Source organism: Actinomyces sp. Marseille-QA0893 (genome assembly GCF_976954355.1).
In genome coordinates this window covers 323,702-349,039 of the sequence record NZ_CDRJSY010000001.1, presented here as the reverse complement: position 1 = coordinate 349,039, position 25,338 = coordinate 323,702, and the positions used below count along the sequence as shown (strand labels likewise).

The following is a 25,338-nucleotide window of genomic DNA, read 5'->3' as shown; positions in this document are numbered from 1 at the left end:
TGGATAAAGCGCAGAATTATGCAGATTGTGTCGAAAGGGACTCAATTGCTGTCTGACAAATTTTCGATTTTGAGGCCAAGGTCCCACATATTCCGGAGTGTGAGATTAAAAAGCCCATGGCGGCAAGAGGCTCTACGGTAGAAGCGTGATGAAGCTTCGCATTTCGGGAATTCTCGTCTCGGTCATCGTACCCAGGCGTGCGATTCCTGCCGTGTGAATTGTCGGATGGAACGCACGCCTCAATCCCCGCGCATATGCGCTACGCGTTCGCAAACACCTGAGTTTGCGCCGCGACCGCACCTGTGAAGGGGATTTTTTCATGCATGACACCCCATGATTCCCCAAAGGGCTCATGTCCTTTGAAGCGGAAGCGTAGACCGACTGGAAGGCTGATAATGACTGAAGAAACACGTCGGGTGATGACCGGCGCGCAAGCCATTGTGACCACTCTTGAAGCATTGGGCGTGACTGACGTTTTCGGCATGCCCGGTGGCGCAATCCTGCCCACCTACGATCCTTTGATGAGCTCCTCGCTCCACCACATCCTCGTGCGCCACGAACAGGGTGCAGGCCATGCGGCGCAAGGATACGCCCTAGCCAGCGGCAAGGTTGGCGTCGCGATCGTGACCTCGGGGCCGGGAGCAACAAACACTCTGACTGCGATTGCGGACGCAAACATCGATTCCGTCCCAATCGTCGTCATCTCAGGCCAGGTTGGCGCATCCCTGATCGGCACCGATGCCTTCCAGGAAGCCGACGTCGTGGGCGCCTCAATGCCCCTTGCCAAGCACTCCTTCTTGGTGACGGACCCGCGTGAAATCCCCGCGCGCCTCACCGAAGCCTTCCACATCGCCAAGACTGGCCGCCCGGGCCCCGTCCTCGTGGATATCACCCGATCCGCACAGGTCGAAGAGTTCGAATACATCTGGCCCGTGCCCATGGATCTTCCCGGCTACCAGCCCGCTTTCGAGCCCATTCCGCGCCAGATCGAGCGCGCCGCAGAGGAGATCGCACGCGCGCAGGCTCCCGTGTTCTACGTCGGCGGCGGCCTCGTCCGAGCGCGCGCCGAAAAGGAACTACGCGAGCTGGTGGCACTATCCGACGCGGCTGTCGTGACGACTCTTCCCGCTCGCGGCGCCTTCCCCGATTCGGATCCTCACAACCTGAAGATGCCCGGCATGCACGGTACCGTTCCCGCGGTGGGAGCTCTCCAGCGCGCGGATCTCGTTGTCGCACTGGGCGCTCGCTTCGATGACCGCGTCACCGGGAAGTTGGATTCTTTCGCACCTCGTGCCCGCATTGTCCACGTCGACATCGACGCCGCCGAGATGTCAAAGAACCGCTATGCCGACGTCGCAGTGATCGCGGACCTCAAGCCCGCCTTGGCCGCACTGAACGCCGCTCTTCCCGAGGCCTACGAACGCCTCGGCAAGCCCGACCTTTCGGGGTGGTGGCGTTACCTGAACCGCCTGCGCGAGACCTACCCGCTTGGATGGACCGAACCCACTGACGGTTTCATGGCTCCCCAAGAAGTGATCTCGAAGCTGTCCTCGATCGCTGGCCCCGAGGCCATCTACGTCACGGGCGTGGGACAGCATCAGATGTGGGCCGCACAGTTCATCGAATTCGAAGAGCCCTCGCACTTCATTTCCTCGTGTGGTCTGGGAACCATGGGGTACTGCATCCCCGCAGCCATGGGCGCGCAAGTGGGTGCACCGGACAAGGTCGTGTGGGCCGTTGACGGTGATGGTTCCTTCCAGATGACGAACCAGGAACTGGCAACCTGCTCGATCAACCGCATCCCGATCAAGGTCGCGCTGATCAATAACTCGGTGCTGGGAATGGTGCGTCAGTGGCAGACACTGTTCTATGGGGAGCGCTACTCAAATACGACGCTGAACCCGACCGAGGGTGAGCAGATCCCCAACTTTGAGATGCTCGCGAAGGCCTATGGCTTGGAGGCGCGCACCGTGCGTCGCGCCGAGGACGTCGAGGACGCCATTAAGTGGGCGATGTCCATTAATGATCGCCCGGTCCTCTTGGACTTTAGGGTTTCGAAAGACGCGATGGTGTGGCCGATGGTCGCAGCCGGAGTACCCAATGACGATATTCGCTACGCCCGCGATATCGCGCCCGACTGGGAGGTGGAAGACTGATGATGCACACGCTGGCTGTCCTGGTGGAAAACAAGCCCGGTGTTTTGACCCGAGTCTCCGGCTTGTTTGCACGCCGCTCGTTCAACATTAAGTCCCTGGCAGTGGGGGAGACCGAGCAACCCGGCATCTCACGCATGACGATTATCGTCGAGGCAGATTCTGCTCCCATCGAGCAGGTGAAGCGTCAACTCAATAAGCTCATCAATGTGCTCAAGATTGTTGAGCTCCACCCCGAAGAATCCGTCGAACGTCGTCTGCTCATGATGAAGGTTCGCGCTGATGAATCTCGTCGCACTGGCGTCTTGCAGGTCGTGGACTTGTTCCGTGCGCATGTTGTCGACGTTCAACCTGAGTCGGTCGTCATTGAGTCGATCGGTTCACTACCCAAGCTGGAGGCGCTGCTGCGGGCCATGGAACCCTACGGCGTCATCGAACTCGTCCAATCGGGTGCTGTCGCGATCGGTCGCGGTGAGCAATCGATTACGGATCAACTAAAGGAGAAATAAGAATGGCAGAGATCATCTACGACGACGGCGCAGACCTGTCGCTGATCCAGTCCAAGAAGGTGGCCGTTATTGGCTACGGTTCGCAGGGACATGCACATGCACTGAACCTGAAGGATTCCGGCGTTGACGTGGTCGTTGGCCTGCGTCCCGGTTCCTCCTCTTGGGCAAAGGCTGAGGCAGCCGGCCTCGAGGTGAAGGATGTTCCCGAGGCCGTGGCCGAGGGCGACGTTGTCTCCATCCTCCTGCCCGACCAGGTGCAGCGTTTCGTTTACGCCGAGCAGATCGCCCCGAACCTGAAGGAAGGCGCGGCCCTCCTCTTCGCACACGGCTTCAACATTCGCTACGGCTACATCGAGGTCCCCACCGGTCACGATGTCATCATGGTTGCCCCCAAGGGCCCGGGCCACAAGGTCCGCGAGACCTACACCCAGGGCAAGGGCACCCCGGACGTCGTTGCCGTTGAGGTTGACGCTTCCGGTCAGGCTTGGGACCTGGTTCTGTCCTACGCAAAGGCAATCGGTGGCACCCGCGCAGGCGTCATCAAGACGACCTTCACCGAAGAGACCGAAACCGACCTCTTCGGCGAGCAGGCCGTTCTGTGTGGCGGTGTCTCTCACCTGATCCAGGCCGGTTTCGAGACCCTGGTTGCCGCTGGTTACCAGCCCGAGATCGCCTACTTCGAGGTCTGCCACGAGATGAAGCAGATCGTTGACCTGATCAACGAGGGCGGCATCACCAAGCAGCGTTGGTCTTGCTCTGACACCGCTGAGTACGGCGACTACATCTCCGGCCCGCGCGTCATTGGCGAGTCCTCCAAGCAGGCAATGAAGGACATCCTTTCTGATATTCAGGATGGCACCTTCGCTCGCCGCTTCATCGAGGACCAGGACAATGGTGCTCTCGAGTTCAAGGCACTGCGTGCTGAGGAAGAGTCTCACCCGATCGAGGCCACCGGCCAGAAGCTGCGTAAGGCTTTCGGCTGGACCCAGGCTGATGAGGACTACACCGAAGGCAGCGCAGCTCGCTGAGTTGTCCTCATGTGTGGTTCGGTCGGCTACTTGAGCTGAGCTGAGCTGAGTTCGGGTTAAGACTGGTGTTTTGACCAAACGCTGTGGGCCGGTGCATTCGCGCCGGCCCACAGCGTTTTTGTGTTCGCGCGTGGGGCTTTGGCCGTCTGTGCGCCCCGCCCGCCGGGCCACCGCCGCTGCTGGCCGGTCCGCCCGCCGGCCTCGCGACCGTCTACCGCCCGCCGACCGGTCCGCCCGGGCGCCCGGCCGTGTGCTCCGCCCGCCCGGCTTCGCCGTCCGGCCTCGCACCACCAGAAAAAGACACACGAAGTCGGTAAATGTCATGCCTCATAGCCTGCGTCTTTTGTCGACTTTGTGTGGAGGGTGGGGGAGAGCCCCTGGATAACCTGCGCCTTTTGCTGACTTCATGGGACAAACGCTCCCCGTTTGGCTGAGGAAGCGAAGAAAACCGCGGTCTAGCTACGAACAACGTGTGCCTATTGAAGCTTTCCTGTGTCAAACCCAGCTACAAACGCGCGGCCTCGCCCCTATTTGCACGCACATCAACAAAATTGGTGTAAATATGCTGAAAGGCAGCGAATAGTATCCTGATGAAACCTTCTGAAGGTCCCGCGAATTTGTAAGATGACTTACGTGATGACTGAGACCTGACTCACGTGTCGCTTTTCAGTCTCGCATCCATATCATTGATTCAGAAGGACCAAAGATGACCCTCCGTCGATATGGGCGGGCCATGGCAGCCGTTTCAGGCGCAGCACTTTTGTGTGCGTCGTTCTCTCTGCCGGCACTGGCAACCCCCGAAAGTGACACCCAACCCGGCGACGCGGCCACGGCCTCGGCAAGCGAAACAACCCCAGCACCGATCACCGTTACCGCAACGCGCACAGACACCCTCGGGGACAAGGTTTATGTGGGGGACGTCCTCACCTTCACCTTCACCTACACGAACGAGACTGACAGTGCTCTGACCGTATTCCCGAAGGAATCGAACCTCGCGGGCGTCCTGACGACCGGCGCGCCGAACTGCCGCTGGCACAACCTCGCCGCGCACACGACCAAGCAGTGCAAGTCCGCGACCTACACGATCACCGAGGCCGACCTGACCGCCGGCTCCTTCACGCCGACCTCGACGTGGGCGGCGACCCGCGACCGCAACGGAAACGACGTTATCGCCGGCGGAATTACCGCCACTGCCGAGGCCATCACCGTGCTCCCCGGCTCGCGTGCAGCTGAGCCTGACCCGGTGGAAACCCCCAAGGACTACGCGATCGGTGAGGTCGCGCGCCTGGCCTCGCCCGGGCTGAATGGATTCAAGTGCCATCGCATCCCCGCGCTGACCACAGCCACCAACGGCTGGATCATCGCCGCATGGGACGGCCGTCCCGAAACCTGCCAGGATGCGCCCCAGGCGAACTCGATCGTCTACCGCATCTCGAAGGACGGCGGTAAGTCGTGGACCCCGATCCAAACTGCTCTGGCCGGGACACCCGGTGCGAATAAGGTCGGTTTCTCTGATCCTTCTTTCGTTGTTGATCGCACCACCGGGACGATCTTCCTCTTTTCGGTGAAATCTTTTGACGCGGGCCTCTTCCAGTCGCAGCTTGGTACCGATCCCAATGCGCGCAACATCCTCCACGCACACGTTGTTGAGTCGCACGACAATGGCCAGACCTGGGTGAATCCTCGCACGATTACTGATCAGGTGACGCAGGGCAATGAAGACCAGTGGTTTACTCGCTTCGCTTCTTCGGGTGAGGGCATCCAGCTGCGCTATGGCGCACACGCTGGTCGCTTGATTCAGCAGTACGCGGTTGCAAATGCTGGTAGCACCTCGCTTATGGCTGTTTCGGTCTACTCTGATGACCATGGCGCAACGTGGAAGCCGGGTGCTCCCAGTGAGGGGAGTGCGGATGAGAATAAGGTCGTCGAGCTTTCCGATGGGCGCCTGCTGCTCAACTCTCGTACGCAGGGTACCGCGGGCCAGCGCCTCGAGGCGATTTCCTACGATGGCGGCCAGACCTGGGGTCCTTTCCGCCACAACTGGGACCTGACTGATCCGCGCAACAATGCTTCGATCATTCGCGCATATCCGAATGCGCCTCAGGGTTCGGCGCGCGCTCGCGTCCTGCTCTTCTCGAACGCAGATTCGTCGAGTGCCCGCGCGAATGGAACGATTCGCGTGTCTTATGACGATGGTTTCACCTGGAACGAAGGCAAGGTCTTCGAGAGCGGCGACATGGCCTACTCGACCCTGCATGCGCTGAATGATGGAACCTGGGGCCTGCTGTATGAGACCGGTGGGTACAAGAACATTGATTTCATGCGCGTTGATGCCGCTTACCTGGGTTTGACGGACCCGGGCGAGGACGTCGCGCCTACTCCGCAGCCGACTCCTTCGGTGGACCCGACTCCGGCACCCACGCCCTCTCCTTCGGTGGACCCGACTCCGGCTCCCTCCCCGTCAGTCGATCCGTCGCCCGCGCCGCAGCCCACCCCTGATCCCGAGCCGACCCCGACCCCTGATCCCACGCCTTCCGCAACTCCCGCGCACTGGGTGAACACCGGCGCAGGCTGGAAGTGGCAGCTCGAGGATGGCACCTTCGCGGCCTCGCAAAGCGTCGTCATTGGCGATGCGACGTACCGCTTCAACGCTGATGGCATCATGGTCACCGGTTGGGAGCAACAGGACGGCAAGTGGAGCCACTACAGCTCGTACGGCGCCCGCACGAACGGCTGGCTCCACGAGGACGGCAGCTGGTACTACTTCGATCCGAGCACGGGCGTCATGAAGACCTGGTGGGCGCAGATTGAGGGCCACTGGTACAACTTCGGCCTTGACGGCCGCATGGTGACCGGCTGGAAGAACCTCGACGGACACTGGTACCGCTTCGGAACCGACGGCCATATGGCAACCGGGTGGCAGCGCATTGGCCTGTCCTGGTACTACTTCGGCACCGATGGCCAGATGCGTACCGGTTGGCAGATGATCGATGGCCGCTGGTACTACTTCGCTCGTTCGGGAGCGTGGATCTGACCGGATCGTCTGGTTTATCTGCTGATTGACGAGGCCGGGGCCGGGGAGCGCGATTATGCTCCCCGGCCCCGGCTGTTTGTATTGAAATGTGTTGGCAGTCCTAGGGCTATTCCGCTGAGCGGGCCCTAGGTGCTTTCACCGCAGCGCTTCAGTTTTCGCCGCGGCGACGCGCTGCCATGAGGACCGTGATTCCCATACTCAAGAAGGCTGCCGAGGCAGCAAGAGCGACGGGTGACCAACCGGTGTGTGCCAGTGCTCGCGGAGCGTTTCCACCCTGCGTGCCTTGCTCAGGTGCAGGCTGACCGGGCTGTGCTGGGTCGCCTGTTCCAGGCTGTGCCGGGTTGTCTGTTCCGGGCTGAGCCGGGTTACCGCCGGGCTGACCGGGGTCAGAGGGCTGGTTGGGAACAACCGGAGCCGGAGACTGAGGAGTGGAAGGCGTTGCCGGAGTTGCAGGCGTTGCAGGAGTGGTCGGCGCGACCGGGGGAGTAGAGGCCGAAGGCACAGGCGCCGGAGTGGTTACTGACGGAACTGGTGCCGGTGTGGTTACTGAAGGCGCCGGGGTCGTGGGGGTGGGGGTAGGAACAACGTTTTGCTCCCACTGTGCAACCAGCACGCGGTTCGGGTTCGCGGTGGTCAGCTCGACCGCGTCACCGGGAGTGAATTCCTCGCCACTTGCCTGGTCTTTCCAGCCCTTGAAAGTGTAGCCGTCGCGAGTGATTGCGTCAGCAGCGGTCTTCGTGACCGAAGGCTGTGTAACGTCACCGGTCTTGCGATCAACCTCGAAGTTGCCCTCAACACTTGGTGGCGTCGTCGAGCCGCCATTCGCGTCGTAGCGCAGAGAGTACTTCGGTGCCCACACTGCCTTGAAGGTGTTAGTTTCGAGCAGTTGCTCCCAGGTCTTCGTGGTGGCAGCGGTCGTCCATACGGAGACATTTGCCCCCGCCTTGTAGGTATAGGTGTAGGTTGTGCCGAGCAGAGTCGTGCTATTCGTCCAGTTCACGAAGGTGTAGCCATCGCGAATGGGCTCTTCAGTGAGGAGGCTCGTGCGCGTCGTAATTGAAGTACCGGTCGAGGCCACCGCGTCGGTGTAGGTCGGCTGGCCCTTGATGGTGCCGCCGTTTGCGTCATAGACGATGGGGGCGCAGTTTTTCGGCGCAACAACCTTTACGCGGAAGCCCGTGTAGAACAGGTGATTCGTGTTTCCGCCGGTGTTGATGGGGGAGTCTGAGTTTCCCATCAGTGTGTGGTGGAAGTACGCGATGTAGGTCTTTCCGACCTCGGCGCGATTCGTTGCCTTGAAAATGTAGGAGAGCTTGCCGCCGTTGTTTGCCTGGGAGATCGGGTCGGTTGAGGTGTTGATGACGCCGATCAGGTCGGGGTCGAAGTCGCCGCCAATCCCCGAGGGTGATGCAGCGATGATCGTGGTGTTGACGTTGAAAGTGCCACCCAGAGGGCGCGAGGTCGTGTACTTGGAGAACTCGCCCGAAACAGTCAGTGTCGAGCCCTGTGCGATCTCAATTTCACCGAAGCGGTCCGCTTCGTCGGTGGCAGTTGTAGCCGTCGGGTTGTGGTTGATAGTCAGTGAGTTGTCAACGTCGCCGTCGGGGGAGAAGACACTCTTGATGACGGTGTTGGGGGATTGGCAAACTTCGGGGCGCGTGATTGCCGAGGCCGTGCTCCCGTCTGCTGCCGAGGCTGCGTGAGTGGGGGTGAGCAGTGCTGCGCCCGCGAGGGGGACAGTGATGAGCGCTGCGGCCACGCCGAGCGCTCTGCGTTGACGAATAATTGACAGGATCATGCAAACTCCAGAGAAAATTCAGGTTTTCTTGAGATAGGTTTCCACTGTAACGCAGCGAGCCTGCAGTTCCATACAGTTTTGCGAAAATGTGGTCATTTCAACGAAAATAGCTGAAAGAAAGCTGGATGTGAGCAGTTCTTGCGTTCACTGGTGTCTTGCTTGGCCCCCGTCCTCCACACGAAGTCACTAAAAGACGCAGGCTATAAGGCATGACATTTGCCGACTTCGTGTGTGTTTTGAGGAGTGCAGCGTGGGGGCAGTCGGGAAGCTGCCGCTAGGCCTCGTCAGTGGAGGACTGGTCTTCTTCGATCGTCGCAAGCGCAACCTGGGTTGCACCTGCTCGCGCATTCCAGCCGAGGACTCCGACGGTGAGCGCTCCCATTACAAGGAAAATCAGGCTCGTCGAGGTTGAGCCAGGGGAGTGCATGAAAGCCATTGCGATCACGGCGATTCCCTGCGCGGTGCCCAGGACTCCGCCCATGAAGAGGAGGACCCACACGGCTTGATGGCCGGCGTTCCAGGCGTGCGAGCCGACCGGGATATCGCGCAGATAGAGACCGAGAGGCGGGCGAACCGCTTGGTTGCGGACCAAGAGTCCAGTCACGAAGAGGTGGAGGCCGGCAACGACAACGATGAGTGCGGCGCAAACCAGAAGGATAGTGACCAGGGTATTCATGTGTTTCCTCTCGACTGTTCCAGACTAGCAGGCTCGAGGGGAGTCGAAATTGTCAGAAGGGCGGGGCGCGGTCTGGCAGAATGAGGGTATGGGTTTGTCGAAAAAGCTCCTGAGCAAAGATGAAGTTGTCGTCCGTCATATGCACACGCACATCAAGGTGCTGCTGTGGAGGATTGTGGCGGTTGCGCTGCTGCTTGTTGCCGCGATTGTTGGATCGGTGTTTGTGCCTGTGGACTCGCGGAAGTGGGCGCTGCCGGCAATTTGGATCGTCTTTGTGATCATTGCGATTCCGTTATTTGTTGTGCCCTGGGTCAAGTGGATGGCCGCGACCTATACGGTGACGACGAAGCGGATCATTACGCGCTCGGGTATTTTCCAGCGCACAGGGCACGACCTGCCGCTCAGTCGCATCTCGGACATTCAGATGGTCAAGGATCTGAACGATCGCCTGTTCGGGTGTGGAACTTTGGCCTTGCAGACCTCGGCCGATGACCCGCTGCTGCTGCACGACGTGCCGAATGTGGAGATCGTGCAGGTCGAGATCTCGAACCTGCTGTTCAACGACGTTCAAGGAGCGATCGACGCCGACCCGAATTCGTGAGGGGGACGCGGCAGCAGCTCTAAAATACTCATTCGGAAGCTGGAATGTAGACGCACGGAACTGTATCGGCGCTCTACTGTTCGTATTTCAAGGGCCGGCAGCGTCTCCAGGAGCTCCTGGGTGCGCATTGAGACCGTCACCAGGCGCTTGATCAGGTCGACGACCGCGTCGGGGCGGCCATGCTCACATAGGAAGTCGTTCGGGTCGTTGACGATGCCCGACGCCTTGTCTGTTTTCACCTGGTAGCGGTCGATGATCCACTCGAGCGGGCTACGACCCGAAATCGAATACCCCTGCGCCTTCTCTGGAATCCCAGTGAGCGTCACGTAGTCGTTGTACTCCAAGCGCGTGACGTCCTTATCACTGCTCCCCAGCTTCGGGAAACGCATCTTGCGCTCGCCGATCCGGTAGCGCTCCCACGGGTCCGCGGGCGCGTGCAGGCTCGCCTCCTCCTGCACGGATGGGTACGGCTCCACCCGCTCGTAGTTCACGTGCAGGTCCGCCAGCTCGCGGCCCACGCTCGCATACGTGTGGAAACCCGCCGCACGAGGAATATTCGGCAGCATCTTCTTTAAATCATCCGCGTAGCGCTCGCGATACTCCGGGTGCTGCAGCAGCGCGTACACGTAGAAGAAAATGTCCTCCTTCGTGATCCCCGCATCCCCGTAGTGCTCCCGGTACGAGGCCAAGGTCGCGTCCGTGACGTTATCGACGTGGCTGTAGCCGTCCAGGATCACGGGGATCGATGCGCCGATAGCCGAATCCGGAACAGGAATGTCCCCAAGTCGGCTATCAGCGATGCGCCCGTTAGCGGTGTGTTAGCGCCTATCGGTCGCTCAGCGCTGCTCCTCCAAGGTGATGACGGTGTCATAGAGGCCAAGCAGGCGCTTTTGCTCCGGGTGGGAGCGGATGCCGGTGTAGTGCAGCGAGGCGTCCTCATAGCGGCGGAACGCGAAGACCGCCTGGTTCATATGGATCGAGTTGAAGACTCCGAGGTTCACGAGCAGGTTGAAGTCAGCCACCGATAGGCCGGTGACCTTCTTGAACAAGTCCGGCTCGATCTTGGTGATCACGTCATGCAGCGTGTTCTCACGGAAGTCGGTGAGGTACATGAACGCGGGGATCCGGGTAGCAAACTTGATGAGCTTTTCCTGGATCTGCTTGCGCTTGGACTTGTACTCCTTCTCTTCCTCGGTGAGTTCCTTCTTCTCCTTCTTGGTCAGGTCGCCGCCCTTTTCCTTCTTGGTGGCCGAGACCTTTTCGCTCTTGTTGACAACCGTTTCGAAGATGTCCGTGCCCAACGCACGGAAGCCCTCGATGTTCATGATGGCGTTCATGGCATCGGGGTTGTCCATGATCTTGCGCAGAGTCATGTTGTCCACGTTCACCAGGATCGCGGACTCCCACTTCTTGGCCAGCAAGGTGGCTGAGGTGCCGGAGATGGCAATGTCGAGGATCTCTCCGGCGTTGATCTCCTTCATGTTCGCCCCGTCGTAGGCGAGCACCGGGAGGAACTTCACCAGATCAGCAACCGCTCGCTCGGGGCTCTCAGCGGTGGGGTTCAGGCCACTGGCATAGTCGGCCATCTGCCGTAGTGCCCGGGTGGGGGCGAAGTCGAAAACGAAGGCGACCGGCTTGAGGACCTCCTCCTCGTGCGGGTTGTCACCGTTGGGGTTGGTGATCGCCCATGGCGACTGCACCCGGAACGCAGCTTGGAAGTAGGTTTCGGGGCTGGTGAGGTTACGCAGCATGAGGATCGCTGACCACTGCTTCACCGTCACTCCCGTGGTGAGTTTGCCGCACGAGAGCGTGATCGTCTTCGTGTCGTAGCCGTCATCGATTGCTTCGCGCACGGGTGGCAGGGCTGCCACACCAATGCCGGCCTTTGCTCCTGCGGCAACGATGACGTCGTAGGAGTGCCAGTAGGTGTTGTGGCGGGCGCGCAGCAGGTTTGCCATCGCGAAGCACGAGGCGACCGAGGGAAGGAACCAGAACGAGTGCTGCATGTAGGGCAGCAAGCGAGCATCCGCATAGGGGAAGGGTGGCTTGCTGCCGGCTTTGAGGGAGTCAAGCTGCGTCGGTGCGTGTTCACCACGGATCAGGTCAAGCCACTTCTGCACATCCGACTCGTGAACGAAACGGGCAGCGTCCCCCTCTCCAGTGGCTTCAAAGAAGGTGTTGAGGTCGAACTCATCGAACTCGCCCTGTGCGGCCACCGAGAGGATGTCATCGGGCATCTGATAGGTCAGCAGCCGCATCTCCGGCAACGACCCGTAAGGGTTTCGTTCACCAGGGCGCTCGAGCTCCCACCGAGCCTTGGCTTCCTGCTCGTCGGTGTAGGTCCAGTTGAAGATCTGCTCCTCAATGAACTCACCCGTTGACAGAGCCTTGAACGGAGTGCCGGAAAGGTAGAGGTAGGCGCGAGTGGTGATGGGCAAGAACTCTGCCTCCTCACTGCCCAACTCATCGAGCTCGGTATCGAAGGTGTCCAGCGCGCCATCGGCGAACTCGGCAGCCAACTCCTTGTCGGCTACCTTCTGATCCTCGCCCTCGAACAGAGCCTTGGCCGATTCGCGCCAGGCACCGAAGTGGTACTCATCGAAGATCACCAGGTCCCAGTTAATGGTGTGAACCCACTCGTTCTTTGACTTGATCAGCCCAGTCTTCTTATCCCGTCCCAGCAGGTCTTGGAAGGAGCCGAAGTACACCAGCGGCTTGTCCGGGTCGCCGGGGCCCTGCTCAGCCATGAGATCGGTGTTGCGATACTGCCAGCCATCAAAGTCAACATGGCTGGCTAGATCCTCATGCCATGCGTCCTGCACGGCCGGCTTGAACGTCACCACGAGGACGCGCTGAGCTCCCATGCGCTTGGCGAGCTGGTAGGAGGTGAAGGTCTTGCCAAAACGCATCTTCGCGTTCCACAAGAAGCGCGGCACAGCGTCGGGGTCTTCTGCCCAGATCGACTCGAAATAGCCGATGGTCTGGTCCACCGCACGCGCCTGCTCAGGTCGCATCCCGAAAGTCTGGTAGTGGTGGCCGGTGAAGACCACACCCTTACGTAGTTCTGCAATCGCCGACAGGACGTCGCGCGGCTTGCATCGCACCCACTCAGTTGCGGACCCGAAGTGAGGGTTCTCGAATCCCTTGGCCTTGAGGCGCTCGATGACGTCCTTGTCGCGGAAGAGTGACCCATCGTCACGTTGGGCGATCTCATCGGCATACAGCGTGAACTCTTGTTGCACCTGGCCCTGGGACTCGCGGATTCGCTCACGCACGTCCTCACGCGTAGTCTGACCGACCTTGATGAGTCCCTGATACTCAGGCGCGGGGTTCTTTGGTGACCACGCGTAGATCCGCAGCCGCACAGACGAACGGACAGGTAGGAGATCCTCGACAGAGCGCATGGTTGTCAGTCCAGATCCATCGGACGAATGAGCGATTCGATGTAGGCGATCTCAGTCTCGGTCAGCGAATACTTTTTGTAGAGTTCCTCGTCTGTCCACGTCCGATCCCAGGATTGGATAGGAACCCAGCGGTAGGTAGCGTGTGTCGCATGCTGGGTGATCTTTCGCAGTGACACCAGAAATCTAAAGAATTTTGTGGAGTAGTAGGACCGGATAGATCGGATTTCTTCTTCCGTGTCGGCATAGAAAAATAGGAACGACTGCGTACATACCGATGGTGACGGTGCGATTTGCGACGGGCCGAGAACTAGATCGACGCCAGTACGTTCCCGCTCCCGTCCGGAGCCGACTTCTGGCACCAGGAGCTTCCAGGTGTCGATCAGCTCGGCACTCTTGGTTACTCTATTCCTCGAGATATAACCCATCTTTCGCTGCATGGACTCGATGTAGTAGATCGGAACCGAATCTTCACCTGGGCGCGATCCGAAGTCTCGGAAGTTTGAGGTCCATCCGAACTCTTTGTCGCGGGCAAGGATTGTATTAATTGATGGTGGGTCATCAGCTTGCACTTTTCTGAGGATGGGGAGTGCGTGGGCATCGCGGATGAGGATGTCAAATTCGTCCAACCGGCGCGTTGAGCTACTTGTCGATTTGTCAGCACGAACTGTGGTGACTTCACAGTCACCCTTGTATTGATTGGACCATAGAAAGTAGCATGCACCACCGTTAATCCCGACTCCGGGAAAGATGCCTGCCGCATTTTGATAGTCAACGAGAGCTCGGATGCGGCGATCTGTCAGCATCTCACGACGGAAATCGTTTAGACCAAGACCCGTTGCCATCCAACGAGATGGGATGATCATCATCAAAAGGCTTGGGTCAAGTTCTTTAGCCTGACGGACGAAGTGTTGATAGATAGGAATGTCTCGCGTACCGCCGTCAGATCCCAACTGGTAGGGAGGGTTTCCAATCACGATGTCGAAGTGCATGGCGGCTCCAAATATTTCGTTGATACGTTGTTTGATGTCATCGGTATGGATGAACGCGTACGCGTGTGTCTCAAGACCCTCGCCACGCCCATATTCTTTTTCGCCTGCCCCGCAGTAGGAGCACTTGCGGTTGGTGTAAACGAAGATCTTGTCTCCAGTGATTGGATCAATGCGGCTCTCGCGGGTGCCGCCCGTCCAGGTGTGTTCGGTTCGTTCGAACCAGATGTTCCCGTCCGGGGTGTCAAAGGCAGCGCAGATCGAGTGCTCGCTGTTCGCGCGTTTGGAGCAGTAGAGGCTTCTCCGAGCCATCAACGCAGTGAGCTCAGTGATGGCAATCCCGTACACCTGCTTGGTGAGAACGTGGTTGACCCGCTCTTGCAGGTCCGGAATCTGTGCCTCGAGGCCTTCGACGAGTCGGCGGGTGATCTCCCGGAGGAACACGCCCGTCTTCGTAAACGGATCCAGGAACGTCACGTCTGGGTTCGCCCACAGGTTCTCACCGCCATGGTCGGCGGCCCATGCCTCGGCAACCATGTCGAGCATTGCGCTGGCCATCTCTGGCGGGGTGAAGACCTCGTCGTTGGACAGGTTCGCGATACAGGTGAGCACATCAGGGTTGTGTGCGCGTCCGAGCAGTCCCTCCATGTTCACGCCTCCAGTGCGGCGATGTCAGACACGCTCATCACGGGAAACGACGTGGTGGGGGTGAAGATGTCGGCGATCTCCATGTTCCCGAACAGAGTGTCCTCACCGAAGGCGGATCGCTTGGCTAGGTCGCCGTAGAGGAAGTCGCGGCGTTGGAAACGTCCCTTGCCGAGATACCCCCACTCGGCGAAGGTGATTGCCTCACCGTTCGGAAGTTTCATGGTCAGTGCGTCCGCTTGGACGATGTTGGTCTTGAGGACCACGCGGGCTGCCTGTGCCCACTCGGGTTCTGCGTTTGGGCCGAGGAAGTCGACGAAGATCGCGTGCAGGTTGTCTCGGCAGATCTGGGCGTTGTCCTCGAGCAGTTCAATACCGTAGGTGCACATCAGGCTGAGCAGTCCGTAGTGGCGGCGTTCAAACTCGTTCTTGCCGTAGCGTGCCTGGCAGGTTGTGAGTTTGCGGCGCAGTACCTCTTGCAGGAATGCGCCTTCACCGCAGGCTGGCTCGAGCACTCTGGCGTCGATGCGCTCTGACTCGTCTTTGATGAGGTCGAGCATGTCGTTGACCATCCAGGAGGGTGTGAAGACTTCGCCGTGGTCGGCAACTCGTTGTTTGGATTTCACGAGGTTGTCGTCTTCGCTCATTCGTGCTGCTCCTGGTTGGGCACGCCGCAGGCCTTGGGGTGGCTAACAGAGTGGGTGTTGCTGGCTTCTTTGCGCACGATTGTGCGTAAAGACTGCTCCTCAAATTATCACCATGGCTGCCTCATGGTGTTGAGGAAGCGCCGTGAAGGTCTTGCCGGTGCCACAAGCCATGACCATGGTTCCACGGTTGTGTTTGGTGAACCCCTCCATGACTGCGGAACGTGCGCGTACCTGGTGATCTCGAGGAACTTTGCGCTCGCGGGTCTTGGGTGCCTGCATCGAGCCCAGTGAATACGTGCGCCAGTCGATGTCTGAATCGTGCAGATCCGCCAAGGTGATACGCGAGACGGGGATTGGCTGGCCTTCGATCGCGTCTTGGGCGTTCTTGCCCAGTCGATGCCAGTGTCACCCGTGCGGCGCTCCGGCCACTCGCCCCACAGATAGACCTCTTCGAATTGATGAGCGAAACGCGCGTCATGTAGCAGGAACTGACGGGTGAGTTCTTCGAAGAGCGTGTCCTTCTCGCGTTCGCTTGTCGCGCGTGCACGGTACTCGTTCAGCAGTGAGTCCAGAGCGCTGGCTGAAGAAGACGGGGGAGTGGAAGGCTCAGTGACCGTAGATACAGAAGGGGTAGAGCTTCCGTTGGGCGTTGGGGTGCCATTAACTTCAAATGCAAGCTGGTCTGCATTGGAATCCCTGTGCATGGAGATGCCCTTCTGTGTGGCGGATAGATGCCGGGTGAACATCGCTGATCACTGGCTGCATTCTTGGGGATTTCCCCGAAGGTGTGCTGCGTATTCCCAGATTAATGCATCTGAATCACGTAGATGTAATTTTTGCGTGTTATTTTTCGCTGTTTTTGTATTGGTGTTGCGCGGATTTGTGCAGGTGTCAATCGCTGTTATCAGGCGGATCAATCCAGCTGGTCATACTTCACGCTGCTCCCACGAGACATTTCAACCGGATACTTCTGCGCCGTCACAGCAAGCTTTTCTAAGACGATCTGATCTGGCTCAAGCCCGACCTTCATTGCAAGGAAGTAGCAGTAGGTGAGGACATCGGCGAGCTCTTCCTTGACTGCCTGGGGATCCCCATCGGGCGACCACTGGAAGCACTCTAAAAGCTCCGCGGCCTCGATAGAAATTGATTTCGCTAAGTTTTCGGGCGTGTGGAACTGGTCCCAATCGCGCTCCTCAGAGAACGCGCGCAATTTCTGTGCAACCGCATCGTCAAGCATGCTTTCACTTTACTGTGAAGCACTCCTATCTGGTGGCAGATGCACCAGCTTTCAAGCCAATGACTAGTTGGTATCTCTTCCCTCGCGGATTTCTGAACGCGTCCTCGCCATAGAAATTGATTTGTCTGTCGCCCCACCAGGAAAGGAACTCCTCAGCAGTTTCGCCGTTGTGCTTTCCGTCGAATGCACTGTCAAATGAAGCGATGATTCCATCGGTTGCTTCAGCCAGGGCTGCGCAAACCAATCCGTAACCGGTTGAAGCAACGGGAGGGCCAGCAAAGTTACGTTCGTCGGACCAGTAGTGGTCTTGTGCCAGAATTTTTGCCAGTCGAGTCGGAGGAACAATATCTTCGAATTCTTCAACGATGTACCACAAGCCAAGGTGCTCTGGTTTCGAGTTGAATGGGTAGACCAAGTCTTCTTCGCTAATTCGATCGTCATCTTCGACGAAAGAACAACTAGGCCAAGAAGCCGAATCCCAGATCCCGTCAATCAAGTAATCGAAAGTGAGATACAAATCCGGTGTCCACACCGTGTCTTTTTCAACGTACTCAATTGGCCTATCCGCTGGAGAGGGATAGCGAGCTTTAACCTCGATTGTTGAACCGATACCGTGACGGTTCAACAATGTTTGAAATAACTCTTGTGTGCGCCCACGAATCTCCTCGACAAGAGGAAGGGCATTTATTGTCGGATAAACATCAATGGTTGTCGACATGTGATTATGCTACTGACTCCCACCTTCAGTTCGCGCCGGTTTGACTCACAAACGGAAAACAGATTTTAAGTCCAGCCCACATCTGACCCATTCCACTCGTGGGCACGAAAGCGTCGCCCTTCACCATCGCACCGCTCGCTTGGAGGCTCCCACAACAGTGCGTAACGAGCGGGAATAGGCTTCGAAGCTACCCCGATCGCATGACTAATCCGCCCGCGAAGTTCATTCCAATCATTGAAATCTATCCAATTGACTCTGAGGAAACGCCAACCTTGGTCTTGCAGAGCTTGTTCGCGTTGAACCCACGAACGTTTTGCGCGGTCGAATTCGCCTTGTGTTGAACCCAGTTTCTCGATTCCATCGAACTCGATAATGAGTTTGCAATGTGGAATTGCGATGTCGGCAAAGAAGCGTCGGCCACCTGCTGAGAGCTCATATTGCGTCGAAACTTCGTAGGGGCATAGTGCGCGAACCACCCACGTGAGTGCGGCCTCGGCAGGATTGTCGCAACCCGGATCAATCGAACTCAGGATCCGTCGCGCGCGGACACAACCTCGGTGGCCCTCTGCACGTTCCAAACGCGAAAGGAGCTTCTCTCGAATGACTTCGGCACGGCCTCGGCACGTATCTTGCGAAAAGTTACTAAACCCGGACCACTTGTGGAGGGCACTGCATCCAAGGGCGAAGGCTTGAAGCGCATCATCGTGCATTGCGCAGCGGATGAGCGCATCGTAAGGGTGTTCGGTCAGTATCCCTGAAACCCGCGTGCGTTCCGAGGTAATTGGGGGAGTGCGCCGATAGACTCGCAGGATCGCGGGCACAGAAATTGTCCCGCATCTGCACGGAGGAATGAGCTGGCTTGTCCGGCGCTGCGGCTGATACAACTCAACGTTTGGGTTTGAGATCCAGCCTCGTACCCCGTGAAGTAGAAGCGCAGAGCTGCCAACCACAAGTGGTGTCGTTTTTCCTTGCTGTACTGACGCAATAATGCGTGCCAGCGCAATTGACTCCCAGATTTCCCAGGGCTTCGCCTTACTGAGGTCAAATGGCAGTTGAACGTAGGCGCCGCGGTGTAAGCGCAATTGCCCCTTGAGATGGGAACTTTTGGAGGAACTCCCGCGATAGCTCAAGGTCACGTTCGGCAGTTGCGTGCTCATAGTGGACAGTGTGGGGCGGGGGAGAAGGCTATGTGTTTTCCGGCCGAAAACATGTGGATGAATCGTTGCAATCCAGCGTTGTGGAAAAGTTTGTTGCGTGCGAAGCGGGTCTTTTGCGCGGTGTTCGGGCGGTATAGCGCTATTTCGCGGTTCGTGTGTGGCGTCTACGGCGCGATTCGGTGACTTCGAGGCGGATTGACACTGGTTGGAGTGCTTCGTGCCGGGTATTCACGGCTAAGTCTGGCTATATCGGAGCGGATTGACACTGTTTGGCGTGATTGGCACCGTTTGGAGGACGGGAATCGCGGTTTTTGGGGTACGCGATGTCGCCAAGTAGCGTCAATGCTGCCAATTGGTGTCGATACCTGGGGGCCAGGGGCTGGGCACGAGGGCCGTGGCTGGGTTTGGCCCGGGGGTTTGCGTACGCGGCCGTGGTTCGCCCTGGCGCTGGGGGCCGGCCCCGCACGCCGCACCCCGAAATATGGACACCTTCTGCCGACCTGCCGCCCCCGCGCAACAATGGCAACATGACAAATCTGAAACTCGCAGTAATCCCCGGTGACGGCATCGGGCAGGAAATCGTCCCCGAAGGCATCAAGGCTCTGGAAGCTGTCATTCCCTCTGATGTCACACTGCAGTACACAGAATTCGATCTTGGCGCGCGCCGCTACCATCGCACCGGCGAGATCCTCACCGACACGGACCTCGAGGTCATCGACCAGCACGATGCCATCCTCTTGGGTGCGATCGGCGATCCTTCGGTTCCCTCAGGTGTTCTTGAGCGCGGCCTGCTCCTTAAGCTCCGCTTCTCCCTGGACCATTACGTGAATCTGCGCCCCTCGCACTACTACCCGGGCGTCCCGACCCCGCTGGCCAACCCCGGCGACATTGACTTCATCGTCGTGCGCGAGGGCACCGAAAGCCTTTACGCCGGAAACGGTGGAACCCTGCGTAAGGGCACGATTCACGAGGTCGCACAGGAGATCTCCGTCAACACGGCCTTTGGCGTGGAGCGCTTGGTGCGCTACGCATTCGAACAGGCAGCAGCCCGTCCGGCTCACCACCTCACGCTGGTCCACAAGCACAATGTTTTGGTCTTTGCCGGCGGTCTGTGGAGCCGGATCGTCGAGGAAGTGGGCCGCGAATACCCGCAGGTCCGCGTCGACTACTGCCACATTGATGCCGCAACGATTTACATGGTGACTGATCCGGGTCGCTTCGATGTCATCGTCACCGATAACCTCTTTGGCGACATCTTGACCGATGAGGCGGGAGCCGTCACTGGCGGCGTTGGCCTCTCGGCCTCGGGAAATATCAACCCCGAAGGTGCGCACCCCTCAATGTTCGAGCCTGTCCACGGCTCCGCGCCCGACATTGCAGGTCAGGGCAAGGCGGACCCGACCGCAACCATTGCCTCTGTTGCGCTTATGCTCAACCACCTCGGCTATGCCGATCAGTCGCGCGCGATCATGGATGCGATTGAAGAGGATATGTGCAATCGTGCGGCGGCTAACGCTGCTGGCGATCCCTTGGTGCGTACGACCGAGCAGATCGGCAATGACTTGGTCGCGCTGATTCGCCGCTAACGAGGCCGCGCCCGGGGGAGTGGGAACCGAGAGGTGCTCGCGCCCCGAAAGCGCGGCACAGCCTGGAGGAACGCGAAGTTAGCACCGGGAACGCGAACCGGAAGGCAGTCGCGCCAGGGGAGTGGGAACCAGAAGACAGTCAGGCCCTGGGCGTGGGAATCGGAAGGTACCCCCAACGGGTCAGATGGCGGACCACCCCATGCTTGACCCCCGCAAGGGGAATATTCTGAAGCTACTTCAGCTTTTGAGGAGGACACGATGACAGAAACGCAGCACACTCCCACCGAATTGGAGCGATTGGGGGAGGAGCCTCTGCCTTCGGCAGATGAACTGGCTGGTCGTTTCCCGCTGACCCAGAACCCGAATCCGACTCCGCAGGCGGATTATGAAAAGGCCATGGAGGAACTGAACTTCGGAACAGTTTTCACCGATCACATGGCACACATGCGCTGGACGCCTGAAACCGGATGGGGCCAGCGTGAGGTCATTCCCTTCGGTCCTCTTGACCTGTCTCCCGCGGCCGCTGTCCTTCACTACGGACAGTCCGCTTTCGAAGGTATCAAGGCCTACCGTCACTCCGACGGCAGCATTTGGACATTCCGTCCCGGCTTCAACGCCGCGCGCATGAACCACTCGAATTGGCGTCTGGCCATGCCTCAGCTGGACCGCGAGGACTTCGTGGGTGCGCTCGTCAACTACGTGCGTGCGGACGAAAAGTGGGTTCCGGGTGCCGAGGGTTCCTCGCTCTACCTGCGTCCCTTCACTTTCGCGTCCGAGCCCTTCCTCGGCGTGCGCTCCGCCCATCAGGTTGATTTCTACGTCATCGGCTCCCCGGTTGGCCCCTACTTCAAGTCGGGCACTCAGACCGGCGTCTCCATCTGGGTTGAGAAGCAGTACCACCGCGCTGGCCCTGGCGGAACCGGTTCGGCGAAGGCCGGCGGTAACTACGCGGCCTCGCTGCTCCCGCAGAACTTGGCTGCAGAGCGCGGTTTCAAGCAGGTCTGCTACCTGGATACCTACGAGCACAAGTACCTCGAAGAGCTCGGCGGCATGAACATGTTCGTCGTCATGGCCGACGGAAGCGTGCGTACCCCCAAGCTCACCGGCGTGATCCTCGAGGGTGGCACCCGTAGCGCGATCTGCCGACTGCTGCGTTCGCGTGGCGTGCCGGTAACCGAAGAATCCATCGCTCTGGCCGACCTGGTCGAGGGTATTAAGAATGGCTCGGTTGCTGAGATCTTCGCTTGTGGTACCGCCGCGGTCGTGACCCCGATTGCACGCCTTGCGTCGGATGATTTCGATGTCGAGCTTCCCGCGGGTCCTGTCACCCACCAGATCTGGAAGGACATCACGGATATCCAGATGGGTCGCGCGGAGGATCCCTTCGGCTGGATGTACCGTCTGGCCTGACCCGATTGACGAGGCCGTGGCCGCCTTCCCGCGCACTTAAGCGTGGGTGTGTCCGCTAGTTCGCGTTGTAAACCTTAATAAAGGGGCGTTCGGAGTAATCCGAACGCCCCTTTATGCACCCTCTTTTTGCCCCAGCCTTCTATATGACTTTCTGTCATTAAGAAGCTAAGGTAGTCCTAAGTAGCGTCATAATGAAATGACGTCATATAGTCCAATGAGGAGAGCGAATCGATGGGACCGGAGCTCAACGCCTCGCCAAGCGCAGTACCGAAGCCTTTCCCGAAACAGCGGATGGCGAACGTCATCGAGATCATCAAAAATCTGCTGCCTGCGATGTTCCTGATCATTCTCTACATCGAGCTCGGTTTAGTCATTGATGCTCTCATCAGCGGCAATATCAGTCTCCCGTCACTGGGATACCTTTCACTCTTAGCCTTAGCAGCAGGAATGATGGCGTTTAGCGCCTCTTTCTCGGGAGGTACACGCCTGCGCGCAGAAGAACCACGTCTACGTCACGCCATGGTCACCCAGGTATTCCGCTTGGGAGTCAGCGAGCGCACGAAGGAACGCTCGGGTCGCATCGTCAATACTGCAACCGATGGTGTTGAGCGCAGCTCCAATTATCGAGGCACCTTCATTGCACCCATGCTGGCCTCGCTGATCACGCCGATCATGGTCGTTGCAGTCGTATTTACTTTCGACTGGGTATCGGCCGCGGTCCTGGCAATCTCTATTCCCGTTGTTCCCCTTACTGTCGGTGCTTTCCAAAGGGCGTTCCGTTCCGTGTCGAAGCGCTACCGCACAGCATCGCGAGCGCTCGCTGCCCAAGAACTTGACGCGATCCAGGGACTTTCAACACTGTCCTACATCGGAGCTGGAAAGCGCGTGGGCCGCACCCTTGCACAGGCCGCAGAAAACGTTCGCCGCAAGGTCATGCGTTACCTTGCCGGAAACCAGATGGTCCTGCTGGTTGTTGATGGTGTCTTCTCGCTGGGAATGATTACCGGTGCGACCGCTCTTGCCTACTGGCGTCTGAGCGATGGCTGGTTCACCATCGGGCAGGCCATCACCCTTGTTCTGCTCTCCTCGATCATGCTCGACCCTCTGGATCGGATCGGCCAATTCTTCTACATCGGCATGGGTGGAATCGCTGCGACCCGCGAAATCAAGCGCTTCACCAGCGAAACCCCAGAGGTCATCGACCCGGCGGAAAATGGCGTTCTTGCTCCGATTTCGCTTCCCGAACCCGGGGAAGTGCGCATCGACAGCGTCTCCTTCGCCTACGAGGCCGACACCCCGATCCTGCGCGGAGCTTCCCTTCGCGTCGCCCCCGGTGAGCACATTGCCATCACGGGTACCTCTGGCGCTGGAAAGTCAACGCTTTCAAGCCTGATCCAGGCACACCACCGTCCCAGCGAGGGATCCATCTTCATCAATGGCGTTGATATCTCTCAGGTACCCCTGCAATGGGTTCGCTCGCAAATCGCAGTTGTTGAACAAACCACCTACCTTTTCTCTGACACTTTGCGCGCGAACATCCTGATCGCCAACCCCGCAGCCAGCGATGAGGACATCCTCACGGCATTGCGCACCGTCGGCCTCGAGGATCTTCTGGCGAGGCTTCCCGAAGGCTTGGATACGCGCGTCGGTGACAAGGGACTGGCTCTCTCAGGCGGTGAAGCACAGCGCGTCGCACTTGCCAGGGCGTTTATCAAAGATGCCCCGATCCTGCTTCTTGATGAGCCGACTGCGCACGTTGACCTCGAAAGTGAGAGGCGAATTCTGGAGGCAATCGATACCGTTGCACGTGGGCGTACGACCATCACAATCTCTCACCGAGGAGCAACGATAGCCCACGCAGACCGCCAGGTTGAACTGAAGGAAGGGGGACTCCGATGAACCCCCAGAGCTTCACGCGCATGGACCTCTCGCGCCGCCTCATTCGCGTCGCTCGTCCCGTCCTTTTCCCGCTTGTTTTCTCTCTCATTGCGCGTATTGTTGCGCTGGTCTTGGGGATCGCGCTCTTTGCGGTGGGAACATGGGCATTGGGCTCCTATGCCTCGGATCCGGCCTCGGTCACCCTGTCATGGGTGGTGTGGGCGCTGGTGATCATGTCCCTGCTCAAGGCCCTGTTCCGCTACCTCGAGCAATACGCGGGACACTACGTTGCTTTCCGTTCTCTTGCCCTCCTGCGCAACTATTTCTTCGACTCTCTTGAGCCTCAGGCTCCAGCAATGACCGAGGGCGCAGACACCGGTGACCTTCTGTCGCGAGTCACGAAAGACGTCGATCGTGTCGAGGTTTTCTTCGCACACACCCTGGTGCCCCTCGCAACGGCAGTGATTGTTCCCATTGGGACTGTCGTGTGGATGGGCGTGGCGATCTCGCCGCTCAATGCTCTTGTTCTGGCACCTTTCCTTGTTCTGGCAGGGATTTGTGTTCCGATCTTCGGTGGCAAGACCACCGACGAAGCTGCGCAAGTACTTCGCGCGACTCGCGGTAGGCTCTCGCACCACGTCACCGACTCGGTTCAAGGCGTGCGCGAAGTCATTGCTTTCGGTGCACAGGAACATCGCATGAAGGAAATGGCTGACGAGCTGGAAGAGTACATTTTCCAAGCTCAGTACAAGACCTCTTTCTGGATTGCCGTTCGACGAGGCTTTAATCAAGCACTGCTTCCCCTGGCTGTCATCGCTCAGCTCCTCGTTGCCTGCTCGGCTTACCCCTCAGGCAAACTGAGCATCGCGCAGGTCACCATGTCCTTGGGCGTTGCACTGGCCTCTTTTGCGCCGGTTTTGGCGGTTGAGGATCTCACTGCGGATCTGGACCAGGCCTACGCCTCGGCAGCGCGAATCTTCGCAGTGACCGATCGTGAACCGTTGGTTCCCGATCCGGAAGCCCCTCACCCCATCGCTGGCAGCGGCGATCTTCAGATTATGGGCGTGGACTTTACCTACCCGCAGGTTGCTATAGCTTCAGGCCTCCAAGATGACTCAGAAGGATACGAGAACCATCGCCCCCAAGTCCTCCACGACGTAACTGTCACTATTCCGGCCGGCTCAACAACCGCAATCGTCGGCGCATCGGGCTCGGGTAAGTCGACACTTGCTGCTCTGCTCGCCCGCGTGTGGGATCCGGACTCCGGTTCGATCAGCATCGGGGGAGTGAACCTGCGTGAGGACACTCAAGATCACATTCGTTCTGTTGTCACCCTGGCCCCGCAGCGCGCGCACGTCTTCAACGATTCAATTCGTGCAAACCTTCTGCTTGCACGTCCTGACGCAAGCGATGCCGAACTCTGCGACGCCTTGGAAGCGGTTGACCTGACGGCTTGGGTCGCCTCGGAAAGCGAAGGAATCGACACTAAAGTCGGCGAAATGGGCGAGCGCATCTCCGGCGGACAACGCCAGCGTCTGGCCCTTGCCCGCGCGCTCCTGCGCGAAACCCCCATCATGATCCTTGACGAGGCCACCTCCCAAGTTGATCGCGAAACCGAGGCACGCGTGCTGGCTGGGATTCGCCGGCGGACCAGTGAGAAGACCCTGATCGTCGTCGCACACCGCCTGGACACCATTCGCGATGTCGACCGCATCATCGTCATGGATTCGGGCCGCATTGTGGAGAGCGGAACCTGGGATGAACTCTACGAATCGGGTGGAGCGTTACGCGCTCTCGCTGAACGCGAAGAGGGGACACGCTAAACTTTTCACACATACCGAGTGTTTCGGAAAAACGTCGTCCACTCGTTG

The 25,338-nt window shown here is 58.9% G+C and carries 19 protein-coding genes; 9 read left to right on the top strand and 10 right to left on the bottom strand.

From position 1 onward, the window contains the following. Window positions 1–395 precede the first annotated feature (395 nt). From ACWNMW_RS01615 to ACWNMW_RS01600, 4 genes are all read left to right on the top strand, one after another. Window positions 396–2,156 (top strand): acetolactate synthase large subunit, encoded by a 1,761-nt coding sequence (locus ACWNMW_RS01615; protein WP_449489821.1) that lies wholly within the window; start codon window positions 396–398, stop codon window positions 2,154–2,156. Beyond that, window positions 2,156–2,662 carry an acetolactate synthase small subunit gene (gene ilvN, locus ACWNMW_RS01610; protein ID WP_034502551.1) on the top strand — a complete coding sequence of 169 codons (507 nt, stop codon included), beginning with the start codon at window positions 2,156–2,158 and terminating at the stop codon, window positions 2,660–2,662. The genes ACWNMW_RS01615 and ilvN overlap by 1 nt, the downstream gene beginning before the upstream one ends. 2 nt (window positions 2,663–2,664) lie before the next feature. Next, the gene (gene ilvC, locus ACWNMW_RS01605; RefSeq protein ID WP_034502553.1) at window positions 2,665–3,690 is read left to right on the top strand and encodes a ketol-acid reductoisomerase; all 1,026 of its coding nucleotides are present in this window, start codon (window positions 2,665–2,667) and stop codon (window positions 3,688–3,690) included. A 706-nt stretch (window positions 3,691–4,396) separates the two neighbouring features. Further along, window positions 4,397–6,724, top strand: coding sequence for an exo-alpha-sialidase (locus tag ACWNMW_RS01600; RefSeq protein ID WP_449489820.1), 2,328 nt, complete (start codon window positions 4,397–4,399; stop codon window positions 6,722–6,724). 148 nt (window positions 6,725–6,872) lie between these two features. Here ACWNMW_RS01600 and ACWNMW_RS01595 read toward each other — a convergent pair whose 3' ends face one another. Beyond that, a complete protein-coding gene (locus ACWNMW_RS01595; RefSeq protein ID WP_449489819.1) occupies window positions 6,873–8,522 on the bottom strand; it encodes an InlB B-repeat-containing protein in 1,650 nt (549 codons plus the stop codon). A 274-nt stretch (window positions 8,523–8,796) separates the two neighbouring features. Further along, complete coding sequence (locus ACWNMW_RS01590) at window positions 8,797–9,198, bottom strand: hypothetical protein (RefSeq protein ID WP_449489818.1); 402 nt, start codon at window positions 9,196–9,198, stop codon at window positions 8,797–8,799. A gap of 88 nt (window positions 9,199–9,286) precedes the next feature. Here ACWNMW_RS01590 and ACWNMW_RS01585 point away from each other — a divergent pair, with 88 nt between their 5' ends. Next, window positions 9,287–9,799 (top strand): PH domain-containing protein, encoded by a 513-nt coding sequence (locus ACWNMW_RS01585; RefSeq protein ID WP_449489817.1) that lies wholly within the window; start codon window positions 9,287–9,289, stop codon window positions 9,797–9,799. Here the strand turns inward: ACWNMW_RS01585 and ACWNMW_RS01580 are convergent. The 8 genes from ACWNMW_RS01580 to ACWNMW_RS01545 form a co-directional block, all read right to left on the bottom strand. Then, entirely contained in the window at window positions 9,766–10,536 is a 771-nt protein-coding gene (locus ACWNMW_RS01580; RefSeq protein ID WP_449489816.1) for a type ISP restriction/modification enzyme, read from the bottom strand. The two genes, ACWNMW_RS01585 and ACWNMW_RS01580, sit on opposite strands and share 34 nt — an antisense overlap. 99 nt (window positions 10,537–10,635) lie before the next feature. Beyond that, entirely contained in the window at window positions 10,636–13,203 is a 2,568-nt protein-coding gene (locus ACWNMW_RS01575; protein WP_048714277.1) for a DEAD/DEAH box helicase family protein, read from the bottom strand. A 5-nt stretch (window positions 13,204–13,208) separates the two neighbouring features. Then, entirely contained in the window at window positions 13,209–14,837 is a 1,629-nt protein-coding gene (locus ACWNMW_RS01570) for an Eco57I restriction-modification methylase domain-containing protein (protein WP_449489815.1), read from the bottom strand. A gap of 2 nt (window positions 14,838–14,839) precedes the next feature. Continuing rightward, complete coding sequence (locus ACWNMW_RS01565) at window positions 14,840–15,481, bottom strand: SAM-dependent DNA methyltransferase (RefSeq protein WP_449489814.1); 642 nt, start codon at window positions 15,479–15,481, stop codon at window positions 14,840–14,842. A 99-nt stretch (window positions 15,482–15,580) separates the two neighbouring features. Next, complete coding sequence (locus ACWNMW_RS01560; RefSeq protein WP_449489813.1) at window positions 15,581–15,814, bottom strand: DEAD/DEAH box helicase family protein; 234 nt, start codon at window positions 15,812–15,814, stop codon at window positions 15,581–15,583. Between the two features lie 580 nt (window positions 15,815–16,394). Then, window positions 16,395–16,718, bottom strand: a complete 324-nt coding sequence (locus tag ACWNMW_RS01555; protein ID WP_449489812.1) for a nucleotide pyrophosphohydrolase — start codon at window positions 16,716–16,718, stop codon at window positions 16,395–16,397. A gap of 25 nt (window positions 16,719–16,743) precedes the next feature. Continuing rightward, window positions 16,744–17,436, bottom strand: a complete 693-nt coding sequence (locus ACWNMW_RS01550; RefSeq protein WP_449489811.1) for a hypothetical protein — start codon at window positions 17,434–17,436, stop codon at window positions 16,744–16,746. Between the two features lie 65 nt (window positions 17,437–17,501). Beyond that, window positions 17,502–18,593 (bottom strand): hypothetical protein, encoded by a 1,092-nt coding sequence (locus tag ACWNMW_RS01545; RefSeq protein ID WP_449489810.1) that lies wholly within the window; start codon window positions 18,591–18,593, stop codon window positions 17,502–17,504. A gap of 527 nt (window positions 18,594–19,120) precedes the next feature. Here ACWNMW_RS01545 and ACWNMW_RS01540 point away from each other — a divergent pair. From ACWNMW_RS01540 to cydC, 4 genes are all read left to right on the top strand, one after another. After that, window positions 19,121–20,179, top strand: coding sequence for a 3-isopropylmalate dehydrogenase (locus ACWNMW_RS01540; RefSeq protein WP_449489809.1), 1,059 nt, complete (start codon window positions 19,121–19,123; stop codon window positions 20,177–20,179). 258 nt (window positions 20,180–20,437) lie between these two features. Next, on the top strand, window positions 20,438–21,589 hold the full coding sequence (locus ACWNMW_RS01535; protein WP_449489808.1) for a branched-chain amino acid aminotransferase: 1,152 nt from the start codon (window positions 20,438–20,440) through the stop codon (window positions 21,587–21,589). Window positions 21,590–21,820: 231 nt separating this feature from the next. After that, a complete protein-coding gene (locus tag ACWNMW_RS01530; protein ID WP_449489807.1) occupies window positions 21,821–23,488 on the top strand; it encodes an ABC transporter ATP-binding protein/permease in 1,668 nt (555 codons plus the stop codon). Beyond that, complete coding sequence (gene cydC / locus ACWNMW_RS01525) at window positions 23,485–25,290, top strand: thiol reductant ABC exporter subunit CydC (RefSeq protein WP_449489806.1); 1,806 nt, start codon at window positions 23,485–23,487, stop codon at window positions 25,288–25,290. The genes ACWNMW_RS01530 and cydC overlap by 4 nt, the downstream gene beginning before the upstream one ends. Window positions 25,291–25,338 lie beyond the last annotated feature (48 nt).